At 68.9% G+C, this 15,621-nt stretch carries 16 protein-coding genes; 7 read left to right on the forward strand and 9 right to left on the reverse strand.

What is annotated here, in order from left to right; genetic code table 11:
- Positions 1-266 precede the first annotated feature (266 nt).
- The gene (locus LQ771_RS04010; protein WP_231351087.1) at positions 267-521 is read left to right on the forward strand and encodes a hypothetical protein; all 255 of its coding nucleotides are present in this window, start codon (positions 267-269) and stop codon (positions 519-521) included.
- A gap of 7 nt (positions 522-528) precedes the next feature.
- On the opposite strand, the gene LQ771_RS04015 is transcribed toward LQ771_RS04010, so the two are convergent.
- Positions 529-693 (reverse strand): cupin domain-containing protein, encoded by a 165-nt coding sequence (locus LQ771_RS04015; protein ID WP_231351088.1) that lies wholly within the window; start codon positions 691-693, stop codon positions 529-531.
- A gap of 126 nt (positions 694-819) precedes the next feature.
- Positions 820-2,634, reverse strand: a complete 1,815-nt coding sequence (locus LQ771_RS04020) for a DUF885 domain-containing protein (protein ID WP_231351089.1) — start codon at positions 2,632-2,634, stop codon at positions 820-822.
- 615 nt (positions 2,635-3,249) lie between these two features.
- Between LQ771_RS04020 and LQ771_RS04030 the strand changes: the two genes are divergently transcribed.
- Positions 3,250-5,379 carry a PAS domain-containing protein gene (locus LQ771_RS04030; protein ID WP_231351090.1) on the forward strand — a complete coding sequence of 710 codons (2,130 nt, stop codon included), beginning with the start codon at positions 3,250-3,252 and terminating at the stop codon, positions 5,377-5,379.
- Between the two features lie 338 nt (positions 5,380-5,717).
- On the opposite strand, the gene LQ771_RS04035 is transcribed toward LQ771_RS04030, so the two are convergent.
- The 3 genes from LQ771_RS04035 to LQ771_RS04045 all read right to left on the reverse strand — a co-directional run bounded on the left by LQ771_RS04035 (position 5,718) and on the right by LQ771_RS04045 (position 8,168).
- A complete protein-coding gene (locus LQ771_RS04035; protein ID WP_231351091.1) occupies positions 5,718-7,028 on the reverse strand; it encodes an MFS transporter in 1,311 nt (436 codons plus the stop codon).
- Between the two features lie 208 nt (positions 7,029-7,236).
- A complete protein-coding gene (locus LQ771_RS04040; RefSeq protein ID WP_231351092.1) occupies positions 7,237-7,734 on the reverse strand; it encodes an SRPBCC family protein in 498 nt (165 codons plus the stop codon).
- Between the two features lie 77 nt (positions 7,735-7,811).
- Entirely contained in the window at positions 7,812-8,168 is a 357-nt protein-coding gene (locus LQ771_RS04045) for an ArsR/SmtB family transcription factor (protein WP_231351093.1), read from the reverse strand.
- 178 nt (positions 8,169-8,346) lie between these two features.
- Between LQ771_RS04045 and LQ771_RS04050 the strand changes: the two genes are divergently transcribed.
- Positions 8,347-9,234, forward strand: a complete 888-nt coding sequence (locus LQ771_RS04050) for an ATP-grasp domain-containing protein (RefSeq protein ID WP_231351094.1) — start codon at positions 8,347-8,349, stop codon at positions 9,232-9,234.
- Positions 9,235-9,492: 258 nt separating this feature from the next.
- On the forward strand, positions 9,493-9,900 hold the full coding sequence (locus LQ771_RS04055) for a nuclear transport factor 2 family protein (RefSeq protein ID WP_231351095.1): 408 nt from the start codon (positions 9,493-9,495) through the stop codon (positions 9,898-9,900).
- Between the two features lie 527 nt (positions 9,901-10,427).
- Here LQ771_RS04055 and LQ771_RS04060 read toward each other — a convergent pair.
- Positions 10,428-10,655, reverse strand: a complete 228-nt coding sequence (locus LQ771_RS04060; RefSeq protein WP_231351096.1) for a hypothetical protein — start codon at positions 10,653-10,655, stop codon at positions 10,428-10,430.
- 267 nt (positions 10,656-10,922) lie between these two features.
- On the opposite strand from LQ771_RS04060, the gene LQ771_RS04065 reads away from it, so the two are divergent.
- Both LQ771_RS04065 and LQ771_RS04070 read left to right on the forward strand, forming a co-directional pair.
- Positions 10,923-11,666 carry a histidine phosphatase family protein gene (locus LQ771_RS04065; protein WP_231351849.1) on the forward strand — a complete coding sequence of 248 codons (744 nt, stop codon included), beginning with the start codon at positions 10,923-10,925 and terminating at the stop codon, positions 11,664-11,666.
- Positions 11,663-12,553 carry an NAD(P)H-hydrate dehydratase gene (locus LQ771_RS04070; RefSeq protein ID WP_231351097.1) on the forward strand — a complete coding sequence of 297 codons (891 nt, stop codon included), beginning with the start codon at positions 11,663-11,665 and terminating at the stop codon, positions 12,551-12,553. The genes LQ771_RS04065 and LQ771_RS04070 overlap by 4 nt, the downstream gene beginning before the upstream one ends.
- Positions 12,554-12,558: 5 nt before the next feature.
- On the opposite strand, the gene LQ771_RS04075 is transcribed toward LQ771_RS04070, so the two are convergent.
- Positions 12,559-13,065, reverse strand: coding sequence for a cupin domain-containing protein (locus tag LQ771_RS04075; RefSeq protein ID WP_231351098.1), 507 nt, complete (start codon positions 13,063-13,065; stop codon positions 12,559-12,561).
- Between the two features lie 145 nt (positions 13,066-13,210).
- Here LQ771_RS04075 and LQ771_RS04080 point away from each other — a divergent pair, with 145 nt between their 5' ends.
- The gene (locus tag LQ771_RS04080; protein WP_231351099.1) at positions 13,211-13,630 is read left to right on the forward strand and encodes a hypothetical protein; all 420 of its coding nucleotides are present in this window, start codon (positions 13,211-13,213) and stop codon (positions 13,628-13,630) included.
- Between the two features lie 311 nt (positions 13,631-13,941).
- Here LQ771_RS04080 and LQ771_RS04085 read toward each other — a convergent pair whose 3' ends face one another.
- On the reverse strand, positions 13,942-14,676 hold the full coding sequence (locus tag LQ771_RS04085) for an ABC transporter permease (RefSeq protein WP_231351100.1): 735 nt from the start codon (positions 14,674-14,676) through the stop codon (positions 13,942-13,944).
- Positions 14,673-15,608 carry an ABC transporter ATP-binding protein gene (locus tag LQ771_RS04090; RefSeq protein ID WP_231351101.1) on the reverse strand — a complete coding sequence of 312 codons (936 nt, stop codon included), beginning with the start codon at positions 15,606-15,608 and terminating at the stop codon, positions 14,673-14,675. The genes LQ771_RS04085 and LQ771_RS04090 overlap by 4 nt, the downstream gene beginning before the upstream one ends.
- Positions 15,609-15,621 lie beyond the last annotated feature (13 nt).

Raw genomic sequence — 15,621 nt, forward strand, 5'->3', positions numbered from 1 at the left:
GCCGCGAACAAAGGGGACCCGCGAACAAAGGGGACGGAGGGAACTAAGCGTCATCCGGTCCGCGAACGAATTGCCTCTTCCCTGGCTGAAAGACGACGGTCGCCGACATCACAGCCAGCGGAATCTCGGGTCAGAGTGCACTTTGCCGGCAAAGGGGTGGCGTACCTCGGACTAACGGCGGGCTGTAAACCCGATCGCTACTGAAAGCGGGGGGCGTCGCTGGCCCCAAGCTTGTAGTCTGGCTTTCATCCACGTCAGGACAAACCGTGCAGCAATCCTGTGAAGACTGTGGCTGTGCCGTCGGCGCGCTGCACGAGCTGTTCTGTACCAAGGAGCGTTGCCCGTTCTGTGGTGGGCAACTGGTTACCTGTGGCTGTATTTCTAAAGTATTGGAGCTCAGCGACCAGGAACAGCAGGCACTCGATGAGTACATCGACGATGGAGTCGAGCCGCTTAGAGGAATCAATACTCGCTGGGTCAAAGCGCTCAACCGCAAAGGCAGAGTTCCCTTCACCCGGTGACGTCTACTCAGTCCCGTGCCTCGGGCGAGCCCGCCAGTTGCTCGGCGATGGAGCGGGTCTTGTCCGTGACCACGTCCCCGGTGTGAAGGGTGGTTTTTCGTTCGATGAGCAGGACGAGGCATTCCTCGTCGGCGACGGGGTTGTGGCGCACGCCCTTGGGCACGATCCACATCGGAAATCCCGGGTCAGAGTGCACTTTCCAGACCCGGGGGCGCCCGTTTGGAGTGAAGAACTCGCCTCGCATGCAAAAAAAAGGCCCCGCGAGCGGGGCCTTTTTTTACTCACGCCGCTACCCGGATCAGAGCGACGTGCTGCCCGTCGTTGCCGCGCCGGTTGCGCTCTTCGCCGACCACAGCTTCGCCTCCGGCTTGCCGCCCAGCATCTGCGCACGCACCAGCGGAATCGGCGGGCCGCCGTAGCTCAGGAACTGGTCGTGGAACGCCTTCCAGGCCGCACGGCCGCCATGCGTTGCGGTCCAGTCCTGGCGCAGCTGCATGATCATCAGCTTGCCCAGCGTGTAGTTGAGATAGGCCGGGTCGTAGGTGCCGCGCGCGGCCTGCTGGCGGGCGTTGCCCGGGTCCTGGAAGGCCTTGTCCTTGAACATCTGCTCCGACTGGGCCAGCGACATGCCGCCGGTATGCAGGCCGATGGCGGACAGGAAGCGCACGTCGCGCAGCAGCGCGTTGGTCAGCTGGCCGATGTGGACCTCCGGCGTGGCGCCGTCGACGCCGGCGTCGAACATCATCTCCTCGGCGTAGTGCGCCCAGCCTTCGGCGAAGGCGTAGCCCACATAGAGCTTGCCGAAGATCCACTGCACGCGGTTGGCGTGCAGGAAGTTCAGGAAGTGTCCCGGCCAGACCTCGTGCGCGGAGGTGAACAGCAGGTCCGCCTTGCCCGGGATATAGGCCTTCTGCTCGGCCTTGGACCAGGACGGATCCGGCGGCGCGATGTAGTACACCGACGGCAGGTCCTTCTCGTAGGGACCGGGGATCTCGATGTAGGCGAAGTTCGCGCGGTTGAACGGCGGTGCTTCCTCGACCTTGGCCTGCTCGGTGCCGGGGATGCTCACCAGATCCTTGTCGACGACGAACTGGCGCAGGCCGGCGAGCTGGGCACGCGCGCCCGCGACGGCGCCGCCGACCGGCTTGTCCGCGCTCACCTTCGCCACGCATGCGGTCAGCGGCTTGCCCGGCAGGTACTGGGCGCAGGCGGACTCGAGCGCCGCGGTGTTGCGCGCGAGGTCTGCTTCGCCCGCGGCCTTGAGCTGGTCCAGCGGCAGGTCGACCAGCTCGGTCGCCCGCAGCATCCGGGAGAACTTGTCCGCGCCCAGCGCGTAATCCTGGGTGGCGTGCGGCTTCTGCGCCTTCAGCCAGTCGGCCAGCTCCCGCGAGGCCTTGATGGCGGCGGCGTTGCTGGCCTTGAAGCGCGCCTGCAAGGCCGGGTCCTTCACCCCGGCGAAGATGCCCGGCACGTCGGCCTTGAAGAAGTCGGCGTAGCCGCCGAATGCGTTCACGCCCAGCTCGATGTACGAGGCCGGCAGCGGCAGCTTGAGGTTGGCCTTGATCTGCGCCAGCGCCTGCGGCAGGGCCTCCTGGTAGCGGACGAACGCGGCCATGCGCACGGGCAGCGGCGCGTAGGGACGGGTGAGGTACATGCTCGGCGACAGGTCGCCGGTGTAGAAGGCCGGGTTGCTGTACGGGAAGCCCGAGTCCTCCAGCCAGAACAGCTGGCCCTCGATCGTCGCCAGCACGTAGTCGCGCCGGAAGCGTCCCTGCGCGTCCAGCCGGTCGTCCTTGAACGCCGCGAAGGTGTCGCGCTGCGCATGCAGCCAGTCGGCGGTCGCCTTCAGGCCGGCGGGACTGTAGTCGGGCAGCTTGCCGTCGTACTCATGCTTGCCGGCGTTGGCGGCAAACACCGGGTTGTGCTCGAACGCGCCCTTGATGAAGGTGTCGACGGCCGAGGCGAGGGCCGCGTTGTCGTTGGCAGGCGTGGTCGCGGCGGTCGAGGCTGCGGCCGGGGGGGCCGACGCGGACGGTGCCGGCGCATCGGGCGAGCAACCGGCGAGGACGGCGGTAATGACTGCGGATAGCGTGAAGACGCGGAGCGTGCGCATGGTCGACTGCCTCTGGCGAATGCGAAGAGACCGGCTGTGGTCTCTCGGCGGGTTATCCATTGCGGGAGAGCTGTCCGGAGATCCGGGTGCGAACCCGGACGGGCCTCCGAAGGAAGCACGGCAACCATGCCCTGACGGGGCGCCCACTGTCGAGCGCTTCGGGGTGCGTCGGGCCGGTTCTTCGGGTGCCGGGACAGCTTCCCGTGAGGCGTGCGCCAAGCCGAACTGAAAGCGGGGCCAGGTTCATTCGATGGAAGGCAACCAGCCGGCCGGCCTCTCTTTCGGCTGCGGACGCGTCTCCGGCATGGTCAGGAACGCGGGGCCATACGACCGGCGCGACGGCGGCGATCATGGCGCCCGGTGCGGCATGCCAGCCGGTGCGCTGGACGGAAAGTCCGGCGAGGAAAGGGCGTGAGGCCGCCGAAGAGCGCGGTTGCCGCGGTGACGCCGGGTGCCAGGCCGCCCAGGCGCCCTTCGCCCGGAAGCTGTGCCGCCCAGCTCGTGCCCGCGCTGCGGCGGATGGACATTCGAACGCCGGGTCGGCTGCTACCATCCTCCCGGGTATGGGTCGGCCAAGCCCGATCGAACGGTGCAAGTACGTTGACTGAGGGGCTGGTGACCGACTTCGAACAGATTTTCGAGCATGCGCCCACCGCATGCATGGTGCTCGACCGCGAGTTCCGCTACGTGAGGGCCAACCGGGCCTACCTGCGGATCACGGCCAGTCCGTGGGATGCACTGGAAGGGCGCCGGTTGTTCGACGTCTTTCCGGACGATCCGGATGATCCGGCACGCCAGGGAGCGGGCATGTTGCGTGCCTCGCTCGAGCGCGTGCTGGCGACGGGCGAGGCGGACACGCTTGCGCTGATTCCCTACCGCGTCCCCCGGCACACGGACCACGGCGTCGTGTTGCAGGACCGTTACTGGAGCGCGACCCATACGCCGCTGTTCGATCAGCACGGCAACGTGGCGTGGATCGTCCAGCGGACGGAAGACGTCACCGAACTGCACCAGTTGCGGCAGTCGGTCCTCGCCGGGGAATCCGCCCAGGCACGCGTCGACCTGGAAACGCGCGTGCTGGACCGGGCGCACCAGGCGCAGCAGGAAAAATTCGCCCTCGAGCGGGAGCGCCGCCGCCTGCGCGAACTGTTCGAGCAGGCGCCCGGCTTCGTCTGCATCCTGCGCGGCCGCGACTATGTGTTCGACATTGCCAACGCGGCCTATCGCGACATGGTGGGGCGGCAGGCGATCATCGGCCTGCCGCTGGTCGAGGCCCTGCCCGAGGTGGCGGAACAGGGCTTCGTCGACTTGCTCGACCAGGCCTGCCTCACCGGCGAGCCCTACGTCGGTCGGGCGGTCCGGGCGCTGCTGGAGCGCGATGGGGCGTTGTCGGAGTTCTTCCTCGATTTCGTCTACCAGCCGATCCACGAGCCGGACGGGAGCGTGTCGGGCGTCTTCGTGCTCGGCCACGACGTGACCGACCAGGTGCTGGCCCATCGGGACCTGATCCGCCACCGCGAACACCTCGAGGAGCTGGTACAGCAGCGCACCAGCGAGCTCGCCCAGGCGGAAGCGGCGCTCCACCAGGCACAGAAGATGGACGCCGTCGGGCGCCTGACCGGCGGGGTAGCGCATGACTTCAACAACCTCCTGCAAGTGATCGGCGGCAACCTGCACCTGGTGCAGGCGAGCCTGCCCCACGACACCGTTGCCCAGCGCCGCCTGCGCAACGCCGGACTGGCGGTGGAGCGCGGCGCGAAGCTCACGGCGCAGTTGCTGGCATTCGCGCGGCGCCAGCCGCTCAAGCCGCGCGTGCTGGACGTGGCGGGGCTGTTGCACGACATGGACGACATGCTCCGCCGCGTGCTTGGCGAGGCCATCGTCCTGACCACCGATACGGCGGCCGCGCTCTGGCACGTATGCACCGATCCCGGTCAGATGGAAAACGCCCTGCTGAACCTGGCGATCAACGCACGTGACGCGATGCAGGCCGAGGGGCAGCTCACGCTGGCCGCGCGCAACCTGACTGTCGATGATCGCGCTCCCGAGGAGCAGCTGGCTGCGGGCGACTACGTCGTCGTGTCCGTGTCCGACAATGGCAGCGGCATGCCCCAGGAAGTGTGCAACCAGGCGTTCGAACCGTTTTTCACGACCAAGCCCGAAGGCCACGGCACCGGACTTGGCCTGAGCATGGTCTACGGCTTCGTCAAGCAGAGCGGCGGCCATGTGACGATCGAGAGCGCAGTGGGGGAGGGCACCACGATCCGCATCTATCTGCCGCGCGCGGAGGGGAGTGTGGCGAAGGATCGCGACCTGCCTCCGCCGCCCTCGGTAGGCGGGCGCGGGACGGTGCTGGTGGTGGAGGACGACCCGCAGGTGCGGGATACCGTGATCGACCTGCTGGGCGATCTGGGTTACCGGGTACTCGCGGCATCGAACGGCGAGGAGGCATCGCTCGCGCTGCAGTCCGACGTTCCGATCGACCTGCTGTTCTCCGACGTCGTGATGCCCGGGCCGGTCAAGAGCACCGATCTGGCGCGGCAGGCGCGGGAGCGCCGGCCAGGGATCGCCGTGCTTTACACATCCGGCTATCCGCGTGATGTCATCGCACGGGGCGGACGCCTGGAGGCGGATGTCGAACTGTTGCGCAAGCCCTACAGCCGGGAGGACCTGGCCGAGGTGCTGCATCGGCTGTTGCATGTGGCCGGAAACCAGGAATCGCGCAAAGGGGCCGCAGGGAAATAGTCCAGGGAGGAGCGGGACCAGCGTCGTGGGGTTCGCACCGGTTTCGCCGGTGGGCAGCGGTTTCCTCGCGCGACCTGGAGCCAGTGGCTCCGCGGCAGGGCACCGCACAAGAGCGGGCCCGTCACGGCGTGTGGGCATGGCCGGCTCCGGGTTCTTCACGCTGCAGCTTTGCCCCGGTCGCCCGGTGGCGGTAGCCCTGCTCCCTGCCGTCGGTCGGACCGGCAGAGAGCGCACCGTCAGGCGCTTGCTCGACACGGGCGCCGGATTGCGACCGGGCATCGTCACCAGCACCGGGACGGCGCCTGGTTGCCGTGCGTCGAGAAGTGAACCCGGCCTGCTTACCTGGAAGGCAACAAGCCGGCCGGCCTCTCTTTCGGCTGCGGACGCGTTTCCGGCATGGTCAGGAACACGGGCAACACGACCAGCGCGACAGCCGCGATCATCGCGCCCGGTGCGGCATGCCAGCCCGTGCGCTGGACGAGAAGTTCGGCGAGGAAGGGCGTGAGGCCGCCGAAGAGCGCGGTTGCCACGGTGACGCCGAGTGCCAGGCCGCTCAGGCGCCCTTCGCCCGGAAACTGTTCGGCGGTGGCGGGGGCACCGACCGCGCTGACGCCGCCAGCCAGGAAGGCCAGCGTGATGGCGCCGCCTGCGATGGCCGTTTCACCGCCGCCGCCCATCAGCCCGAACAGGCCCAGCGGAAGCAGCATGCTGGCGGCCGCCAGCCACACCAGCACCGGCCTGCGGCCGACCCGGTCGCAAAGCGCGCCGGCCAGGGGCGTGACCAGGATGACCGCCACGGCGGCAAGGGTCGACATCCACAGCGATCGGTCCTCGGCCAGGATGCCTGACGAAACGAGGAACGTCGGGACGTAGGTGATGCCCACGTAGTAGGTGATCGAGCCCAGCGCGGAGATGGCGAACGTCCGCAGCAGGGCGGGGCGATGGTGGACGAGCGTGTGGCGCAGCGGCGCCTCGGGCAAGCTGTCTTCCCGCACCTGGCGGAGGAAGTCGGGCGATTCCTCCATGGTGGACCGGGCAATCCATACGCAACCGGCCAGCGCCGCGCCCACGAAGAAGGGAATGCGCCAGCCCCACGCATCCAGTTGCGCGGAACCCAGCATGCCGACCGTCAATGCGGAGACGGCGACGGCCAGCAGCGCTCCGATCTCGCTGGCGGCGGAGGCCAGCGACGTGATCAATCCGCGACGATCCGCCTGCGCGCCTTCGAGCAGGTAGGCGACGACTCCGGTGTACTCGCCGCCGACCGAGAACGCCATGAAACAGCGCAACAGCATCAGCACGGCGCCCGCGGCCGGGCCGATCGTGGCGTAGCCGGGGAGCAGCGCCGTGGCGAGCATCGCCAGCGTCATCAGCATCATCGACAGCAGAAGCGTGCGTTGCCTGCCGATGCGATCGCCCACGTGCCCGAAGACCATCGCGCCCAGCGGGCGCATCGCGTAGGCGATGGCGAAACCGCCCAGCGTGGCGAGCAGCGAGGTCTCGCCGCCCCCGAAGAACACCCGCGACAGCACGGTGGCGAAATACAGGTAGAGCGTGAAGTCGTACCACTCCACCACCGTCGACAGCGCCGCGATGACCATGGAGGCGCGCGAGATCTCGCCGGCACTGTGCGGGTTGGTGGGCGGCATGCGGAACGGGGCCGGAAGCTGGCGGTGGTCCGATGGTAGCCGGGGCCTGCGTGACCGGCTTGGCACGGTCCGGTTTCACTTGCGGCAACGTTGCGCCGGGAATCCACCCGACCAACCGGGTCAGCCCCTTTTCCGGCCATCGAGCTGGCCTCACGGGTCCGGTCCACCCGCCTTGCCCAAGGGTGGACCTGACTCGCTTGCGGCTTTTTCAGGCCGCAGCTTTGAACAGGTCGTCCAGACGGCCGTAGCTATGCTCCATGCCGTCGGTCATGCCGGTGGAGACCGCGCCGTCACGCGCTTCCTTCGACGCGAACGCCAGATTGCAGACGAGCGTCGTGACGCCGTTCTTCTCGTCGAGCTGGACCGACACGATGCAGGGATCGCCTGCCGGCATCGCGAAGCCCATATCGCCCGGGTCGAAGTATTGTTCGTGGGCGATCCTGGAGGGGGCGTCGACTTCGGTGAACGTGCCGAAGAAGCCGAACTCGCTGCCGTCCTCGCGGTTCTTCCATCGCCACTTGTAGTTGCCGTCGACGCGGACATCCATGTCGCACACCGGCATGTCCCAGCCCCCGTAACCCTGCCACTTCTTCACGAGTTCGGGCTTGGTGTGCGCGTCCCACACCAGCTGGCGGGGCGCATTGAACGTGCGCGTGACGCGGACTTCGCGATCACTCGGCAAGGTAACTTCTGCGGGCTTGGGCATGGTCTTCTCCCTGATGCATCATCGTGATGGCGTGCCGCCCCGGGCAGTGGTGCGAGCAGCGTGCCGACAGGTCCGCGCTATCTTCTTGTTCGCTTGCGCCTGGACGGTTGGGGTTGGAGTTCTTCGAGCAAGGCGTCGAGGCGCTGGTAGTTCTGTTCGAAGATCCGCCGGTAACGTTCGATCCAGTCCACGGCCTCTTCCAATCGCTTCGGCTCCAGCTTGCGCGGCCGCCGCTGCGCATCGACGTCGACCGAGACGAGGCCGGCGCGCTCGAGCACTTTCAGGTGTTTGGAAATGGCCGGCTGGCTCATCTCGAACGGCTCGGCGAGTTCCGTCACGGTGGCCTCTCCCGTCGCCAGCCGCGCCAGGATCGCGCGGCGGGTGGGGTCGGCCAGGGCGGCGAAGGTCAGGTCGAGGCGGTTCGTGGCTTGCATAACCATATGCTTAGATAACCTGTAGGTAATATAAATAGCCGGATCGGATCGGTCAAGGTTTCCGGATCACGCTCGGCTGACCGCCAGGAGCGGCCATTCCGGATGCGCTTCAAGGCCGGGTTCGCTTATCTTGCGTCGAGATGTGCGCCAGCCCCTTTGCCCGAGAAGGCCCTCCGCCATGCCCGCATCCCCCCGATTCCGTCTCGCGTTCGCCACCTCCGTGCTCGTGCCCGGCATCCATTCCGACGACGCCGGGCTCGCGGCCAGCCTGCGCGCCCACGACGTCGAGCCGGTTGCCTGCGTGTGGAACGACCCAGCCGTGGACTGGGGCGGCTTCGACGCCGTCCTGATCCGCACGACCTGGGATTACTTCCAGCGATACCCGGCCTTCCTGCAATGGCTCGATCGCCTGCCCGTGCCGCTGGTCAACGACCGCGCCCTGGTGCGCTGGAACAGCGACAAGCGCTACCTGCTCGACCTGGCGGGGCAGGGCGTCGACATCGTCCCGACCCGGCTGGCCGCCGCTTCCGAGCTGGCGGACTGCGTCCGGGCGATGGGCGGGCGGGAGATGATCGTCAAGCCGACCGTCAGCGGCACCGCCTGGCACACCGTCCGCGGCCGCGGCGGCGAGCCGGCCTTCGAGGCGGCGCTGGCCGCGCTGCCGCAGGACTTCAACTATCTCGTGCAGCCCTTCCTTGCGGAGGTGCTCGATCAGGGCGAGTGGTCGCTGCTCTTTTTCGGCGGCCACTACAGCCATGCCGTGATCAAGCGACCGGCCGCCGGGGATTTCCGCGTGCAAGGCGAGTTCGGCGGCTCCGCGGCCCTGGCCGACCCCCCGGCCCACGTGCTCGCCAGCGCCCACCGCGCGCTCGCCGCCACCGCCGCGCTCGGCCACGCCGACATTGCCTATGCCCGCGTGGACGGTGTGGTGGTCGAGGGCGCCTTCCGGCTGATGGAGCTGGAGATGATCGAGCCGTATCTGCACCTGGGTGTGCGGCCCGAGGCAGCCGGGCGCTTTGCGGCACAGTTGTGCGAACGGTTGGCGGGCTTGGCGGTATCGCACTGAGGAGCCCCTGATCCGCGGGTGCGCGCCCCCGTTCCGACAGGCCCGCGTCCTCGAGGCTGGCGATTTCCTGACTCGTCGTTCGTCGTAACGTGCAAGCATGCTTCGCGACACGGCCGGACGCGTCGCGTATCCGGCACGGTTGGTAGACGAGATGGAGCAGACTGCGCGCAGAAGCAGAGTGCACCAGCCATTCAAGCGAACCGCTCGCCGCTGCGTGACCCAAGGGCGGGCGCCATGATGCATCCCGGGAGGCAGGACGTGAAAACAACGATGCAAGCAGAGATACCCGCTTTCCTGATCGAACTCGAGGAGGCCTTCAACAGGGCAATGATCTCCAACGACGTCGAGCAGATCTCGCGTTGCATCACGGACGACTGGATACTGGTGACGCCCGAGGCCGGCCCGGTTTCCCGCTCACGCATCCTTGGCGTCATCGGCTCGGGTCTCCTGACCCACGCCACGATGAGCAAGGTGGCGACTCATGCCTGTGTAGCGGGGGACATGGCCTGGGTCACCGGTCGCGGCCAGAACACGGGTACCTTCAACGGGAAGCCGATGACGGCTGACGAGTACATCACGGACATCTATCGCAGGGTCGATGGGCAGTGGCGCTGCATGCTGACGCATCTGACGCCCGCGCATGGCGGGCAGCAGGGTGGCGCCTGACCCTCGGTGCAAGCCGACGCCGCATCGCGGCTCGACCGGTACGGGGCGTTGCTGCCATGGCGGACCTCGGCCGTCGCGGTAGCGTGATCGTCCTCTCCCTGGAGAAGCGCCCATGGGCGCAAGAGCTGCAACGGCACCGGGGAAAGATGCCGAGGTCGCGCCCGGCTTCCGCATGCGGCGTTTCGCGAAAGCGCTGCACGGGATATCCGGCAGGGCGCTCGACGGCTTGCGGGCGGACCGGAGCGGTGCGGTCAGACGTATCGGCCTGAAGCGCGGACAGCGAGCGGGCTCAACGCTACGGCGTGGCATCGCCGGGGGCTTGCCACAGGCTGGCGCTGTCGAGGCTGGCAGGCGGGTCGTGCCTCGGCCTGCGGGGTTACCCTGTCCGCCGGAACCGCCGAGGCCGCTCCTGCCTGTCGCAGTCGACCGTCGCACCATCTCGGCGGGCGGCCGCGCTGCCTTTGCGGCGGCCCGCCTGCCCGGCGGGCAGGCAAAGCCGGTAACGCCTGTGCGGAGTCCGAGTACTCCTAGTACATCCGCATCGAGGAGGCGCGGACCACGAACTGCTCCTGTTCCGCGTCCGGGCCGGCGGCGATGCGGGCCAGTTCTTCGTCCAGGTATTGCACCGCCTGGCCGGCGCCCTGCATCCGCTCGCGCAGTAGCGCGTTCTCGCGCATCAGGCGATCGCATTCGTCGTGCAGGGCGCGCATCGAGCGCTCCAACTGGTTGCAGCGCAGTTGCAGGGGATTTCGCATGGCGTGGGTCTCGTTCGACGGTGAGGCTCGGGTGGGCATGCATGCGTTGAGCGGCGGTCACAGACCGCCGCTCGTGGAACCGATGTTGGCCGAGCGACCGTGAGGCCATCGTCTAACTGGCGCTAGGAAAAAGCTCGGGCGCAAGGCGGCCCGGGGCGAGGGTGGCGCCTCCCGTCGGCGGTCGACCGGCCATTCACGCGCCGCGTGCCAAAGCTCGCCCCGTTACCGGAGGAGAGCGGCGTGGGAGCACCAGTCATACCGGCCAACATGGGCTGGCCCCAGCGGTTGTGGATCATTCGCCACGGCGAGAGCGCGGGCAACGTCGCGCGCGACCGCGCGGAAGCGTCGGGAGCGCCGTTGATCGACCTCAAGCACCGGGATGCCGACGTGCCGCTGTCGCCGCTGGGCCTGGAGCAATCGCAGGCGCTGGGCGCCTGGGCATGTGCGTTGCCGGAGGACGACCGTCCCACCACCGTCATGGCCTCGCCCTACAGGCGCGCCCGCGAGACCGCCGTGGTGGTGGCCGCCGCGCTGGGCCACGCGCACCAGGCCGTGGTGGTCGACGAGCGGCTGCGCGAGAAGGAGTTCGGCGTGCTCGACCGCTACACCCGCGCCGGCATCCGGGCCAGGTTTCCCGAACTCGCCCAGCAGCGCGAGCTGGTCGGCAAGTTCTATTTCCGGCCGCCCGGCGGCGAGAGCTGGTGCGACGTGGTACTGCGCCTGCGCAGCATGCTGGGCGACCTGCAGCGCAACCATTCGGGCGAACGCGTGATGATCGTGGCGCACCAGGTCATCGTGAACTGCTTCCGTTACCTGCTCGAGCGGATGGACGAGGGCGACATCCTGGCCATCGACCGCAGCGGCGACGTGCCCAATTGCGGTATCACCGAGTACACCGAGGCACCCGATGGCTGCGGCCTGGTGCTCCAGCGCACCAACTTCATCGCACCGCTGGTGGAAGCCGGCTCACCCGTGACGATCGAATCGGACCGACCCAAGGGCGCGCGATGAACCCATCCGCGACGAAGCCGCAGCTCACCGCGCGGCTCCTGCGCGGCATGCCGCTGCCCGATCCGGACGGAGGCAAGGAGCAGCGGGGACGGGTGCTGGTCGTCGGCGGCTCCAACCGCGTCCCCGGCGCGGCGTTGCTGGCGGGCCACGGCGCCTTGCGGGCCGGCGCCGGCAAGTTGCAGGTTGCCACCGCCGAGGGCGTGGCGCTGCCGTTGGCGGTGGCCATGCCCGAGGCGCTGGTCCTGGGCCTGCCAGTCAGCGCCCAGGGCGAGATCGTGCGCGGCAGTGCCAGCCTGGATCAAGCGCTGGAAGGCAGCGACGCGGTGCTGGTCGGCTCGGGGATGAACCCCACGCCGGCGACCGCAGCACTGGTGCAGCACGTGCTGCGACGCGCCAGCGGTGTGCTCGTGATCGATGCCGGGGCGCTTTCGGGGGATCTGCGCGCGCCGCCCGGCAAGCCGTACGTGCTCACGCCGCACGCCGGCGAGATGGCCAAGCTGTCCGGTCGGGAAAAGACACACGTGCAACAGGAGCCGCAGGCGCTGGCGCACGCCTTCGCACGACGCACGCGCAGCGTGCTGGTGCTCAAGGGCGCAACCACCTGGATCGCCGCGCCGGATGGCCGGCTCTGGATCCATCCTGGCGGATGCCACGGGTTGGGCACCTCCGGTTCCGGAGACGTGCTGGCGGGCGTGATCGCGGGCCTCGCGGCGCGCTGCGGGGACCCGCTGCAGGCGGCGCTGTGGGGCGTGTTCGTGCACGCCGAGGCGGGGCGCGCGCTGGAAAAGGCGGTCGGTACGCTGGGCTTCCTGGCGCGGGAGATCCCCGGTCCGCTGCCGGGCATCCTCGATCGCATCCAGGCCCGTGCCGCGCGGCCCGGCCGGTAGGAAACTCAGCGCGGCAGGTTCCAGCAGGCGAGCATGGGCCCATGTTCGCCGCTGACCGGATCGCATGGCGGGAACGGCAGTTGCGCGATGCGCTGGAGCATCTCCGGGCTGGGCGCCTCGCGGCGGATGTCCCACTTCTGTCCGGGCGGGTAGGCGCCCACGACCAGGAACCCTTCGCTCGACTCCACGCTGCGGTGGCCGGTTCCCGCCGGCAGCAGCACCACGTCGCCCGCACCCACCTTGACCTCGCGACCGCCCGGGCCGCCGAGCACCAGCCGGGCCGTGCCCCGGGCCACGCCGAGCACCTCGTGCGCGGTCGAGTGGTAGTGGTGGAAATCGTAAATGCCCGCGCGCCACTGAGGCGGCCAGCCGTTGCCGTCGAAGCGCTCCTCGAACGCGGCCGGGTCGCCGTCCCCCGGCTCGTCGAGTGCCTGGCGATACAGCAGCACGGGCAGGTGCGGATGGTTGGGAACCCAATCGTGGGGTGCAAGCCGGAAGGCTTCGGACTGCATGGCGGCGGGCCTGTGAATGGCGTCACGCGAGCTTGGCGCGCCGGATGTGCACGGAGCGACTAACGCCGTGGCCATTGTCGCTGCACGTCCTGCTGACCTTCGCTCAGGCACGATCGTGCCCAGCGATTTGGAACGGGAGAACCCCATGGGCAGCATCGACGATCCGCGAGGTCGCACCAACGAGAACCTGCAGGACGCCATCGGCAAGCGCGCCGAGCAGGAGCAGGTACAGGTCAAAGGCGAGACGGGCGAAGCGATCGAACCGGCAGGCGGCACCGGCGGGGAGAGTGGTAACGGCCAGATGCGGCCGCACCATGGCTTCGGCGACCCGCAAGGGCAGAAGGCGATGGGCGAGCCGATCGATCCGGAAGCGATCCTGCCGGTGCCGGAAAACGGTCCCACCTATCAGGCCGGCGGCGTCGGCCAGGATCGCGCACAGCAGATCCAGGAGCGCAAGCACCGCGAAAGCGGCGCCGGCTCGACCAAGGGGCATGGTGTCGGCGGCAAGGGCGGTGGCGGCCTCGACCCGCCGCCGGGTGCACCCAGCCGCGGCGGGCGCGGGTGATCCACGGTCGGGTAGCCGCGGAAAGCGCGGCCGCCTGAAACAGGACCGGGGTGTGTGGGCGCTTCCTTGCCGTCGCCCATACGCCCGCTGCACTGGCCACACGGCAAGGTGGCGGGACCGGGCCCATCGGAAGCCGCCATGCAGAGTGACGAGTCTCTTTTTCCCTCCCACCCGTCGACGGAGGCCAACCCGGGCACCAGGCTTCCCGCGCCGGTCTGGGCCAGGACCGCGGCCACGCCCGGTGGCGTGCCTCCGATGTTCATGGGCCAGCAGCCGCCATCCCCGGGTTCGGGCGGAGAAGCCGCCGAGCACTAGCCGCGCACTTCGCGCCGCGCCAGGTGCGCCAGCATCAGCGCCAACGCGGCCAGGCCTCCCAGGAAACCCCATAGCAGCGCGATGCGGGCCCTCGCCGGGTCGCTCGCCAACAGGTTGATCGGCACCTGCCAGGGCAGCACCACGCCGATCTTCGCGGAGCTCGCCACGACGGCGAAGAAGGTGCCGCCGATGCCCGCCGCCAGTGCCGGTACGAAGCTCGCATAGCGCAGCGCAAGCCACAGTTGCACGGCCACCAGCAGCAATGCGGAGAGGTACATCCGCGCGTACAACAACGCGTACTGCGCCAGGTCGAACGGTCCCTGCGGTGCCACCAGGGGCTCGACGCGCCCGGCCAGGTAAAGCGCCGCGGCGCTCCCCGCCATGACGCCCAGATTCATCAGCGCAACCGTGCCCAGCACCCATGCCGTCTTGGCGAGATACAGGTGCCAGCGTGGCGTCGGCAGGGCGCGCAGGTGATCCCAGCTGCGTGATCCGTGTTCGACCTGTGCCACGAGCACGGCCAGTGCGGTGACGCCCATCGGCAGCATGAAGAACGCCCAGATCGCGGCGCCCATCTGCATGCATTGCTCCCATGGGCGCGCCTGGTGCCAGCGCAGGAGATTGAAGAACAGGAACACCGCGATCAGCAGTGGCACGCTCAGGGCCAGGACCAGCGCCAGTGAACGACGGAGCTTGCGGTGTTCCACCCGCATCGCTGTGAGCAGGCTCATGATGCGACCTCCATGGGTGCGATCGATCGGGAGACGACCGAGTACAGCTGTTCCAGCGACGGCAGCCCCGGTTGCAGTGCATGGACCTCGACGCCCGCGGCGCACAGGGCGCGGTTGAGCGCGGCGACCTGTGCCCGCGGGTCGGCACCGGGCGAGAGGCGGGCGACGAGGCGGCCCGGCATGGTGTCCACGCAGAGACCGTGCGCGCGTACCACCTCGGCGGCACCTGCGAGGTCGCCGGCCTCGATGCGGATATCCGCCGTCAGGTTCGCTTTCAGCGCGGCCAGTTCGCCCTCCATGACCAGCCGGCCCTGGCTCAGGATGCCCACGTGGGTGGCCACCTGCTCGATCTCGCCCAGCAGGTGGCTGGACAGCAGCACGGTCACGCCGGCGCGGTCGGGCAACTCGCGCAGGAGCTGGCGCATGTCGGCCATGCCTTCCGGATCCAGGCCGTTGGTCGGTTCGTCCAGCACGAGCACCGGCGGCGCGCCCAGCAGTGCGCGCGCCAGCCCGAGCCGCTGGCGCATGCCCAGCGAGTAGTCGCCCACGCGACGACGCGCGTGCGCGTCCAGCTCGACCAGGGTCAGCACGCGTGCGACTTCGCTGGCCGGACAACCGAGCAGGCGCCGGGTGAGATCCAGGTTGGCCTCGCCGCTCAGGTTCACGTAGAAGCCCTGTGCCTCGAGCAAGGCGCCCACACGGCGCGCTGCGGCGCGCCGATCCGATGCCACGTCGATGCCGTCGATCACCGCGCGTCCGCTGTCGGCACGCAGCAGACCCAGCAGGATCTTCAGGGTCGTGGTCTTGCCGGCGCCGTTGCGGCCGAGGAACCCGTAGATGGCGCGACGGGGCACATGCATGGATACCCGGTCGACCACCAGGCGCTCGCCGAAGCGGCGACAGAGGTCCAGGGTGTGGATGGCGAGGGACATCGGGGTTTCCTTG

The organism is Frateuria soli (assembly GCF_021117385.1).
GTDB classification, from domain to species: domain Bacteria; phylum Pseudomonadota; class Gammaproteobacteria; order Xanthomonadales; family Rhodanobacteraceae; genus Frateuria_A; species Frateuria_A soli.

Bases quoted from the DNA above. Each gene is read 5' to 3' on its own strand.
- LQ771_RS04015 (WP_231351088.1), bottom strand. From the start codon at position 693: ATGTGGATCGTGCCCAAGGGCGTGCGCCACAACCCCGTCGCCGACGAG.
- LQ771_RS04020 (WP_231351089.1), bottom strand. From the start codon at position 2,634: ATGCGCACGCTCCGCGTCTTCACGCTATCCGCAGTCATTACCGCCGTC.
- LQ771_RS04035 (WP_231351091.1), bottom strand. From the start codon at position 7,028: ATGCCGCCCACCAACCCGCACAGTGCCGGCGAGATCTCGCGCGCCTCC.
- LQ771_RS04040 (WP_231351092.1), bottom strand. From the start codon at position 7,734: ATGCCCAAGCCCGCAGAAGTTACCTTGCCGAGTGATCGCGAAGTCCGC.
- LQ771_RS04045 (WP_231351093.1), bottom strand. From the start codon at position 8,168: ATGCAAGCCACGAACCGCCTCGACCTGACCTTCGCCGCCCTGGCCGAC.
- LQ771_RS04050 (WP_231351094.1), top strand. From the start codon at position 8,347: ATGCCCGCATCCCCCCGATTCCGTCTCGCGTTCGCCACCTCCGTGCTC.
- LQ771_RS04060 (WP_231351096.1), bottom strand. From the start codon at position 10,655: ATGCGAAATCCCCTGCAACTGCGCTGCAACCAGTTGGAGCGCTCGATG.
- LQ771_RS04065 (WP_231351849.1), top strand. From the start codon at position 10,923: ATGGGCTGGCCCCAGCGGTTGTGGATCATTCGCCACGGCGAGAGCGCG.
- LQ771_RS04070 (WP_231351097.1), top strand. From the start codon at position 11,663: ATGAACCCATCCGCGACGAAGCCGCAGCTCACCGCGCGGCTCCTGCGC.
- LQ771_RS04075 (WP_231351098.1), bottom strand. From the start codon at position 13,065: ATGCAGTCCGAAGCCTTCCGGCTTGCACCCCACGATTGGGTTCCCAAC.
- LQ771_RS04080 (WP_231351099.1), top strand. From the start codon at position 13,211: ATGGGCAGCATCGACGATCCGCGAGGTCGCACCAACGAGAACCTGCAG.
- LQ771_RS04085 (WP_231351100.1), bottom strand. From the start codon at position 14,676: ATGAGCCTGCTCACAGCGATGCGGGTGGAACACCGCAAGCTCCGTCGT.
- LQ771_RS04090 (WP_231351101.1), bottom strand. From the start codon at position 15,608: ATGTCCCTCGCCATCCACACCCTGGACCTCTGTCGCCGCTTCGGCGAG.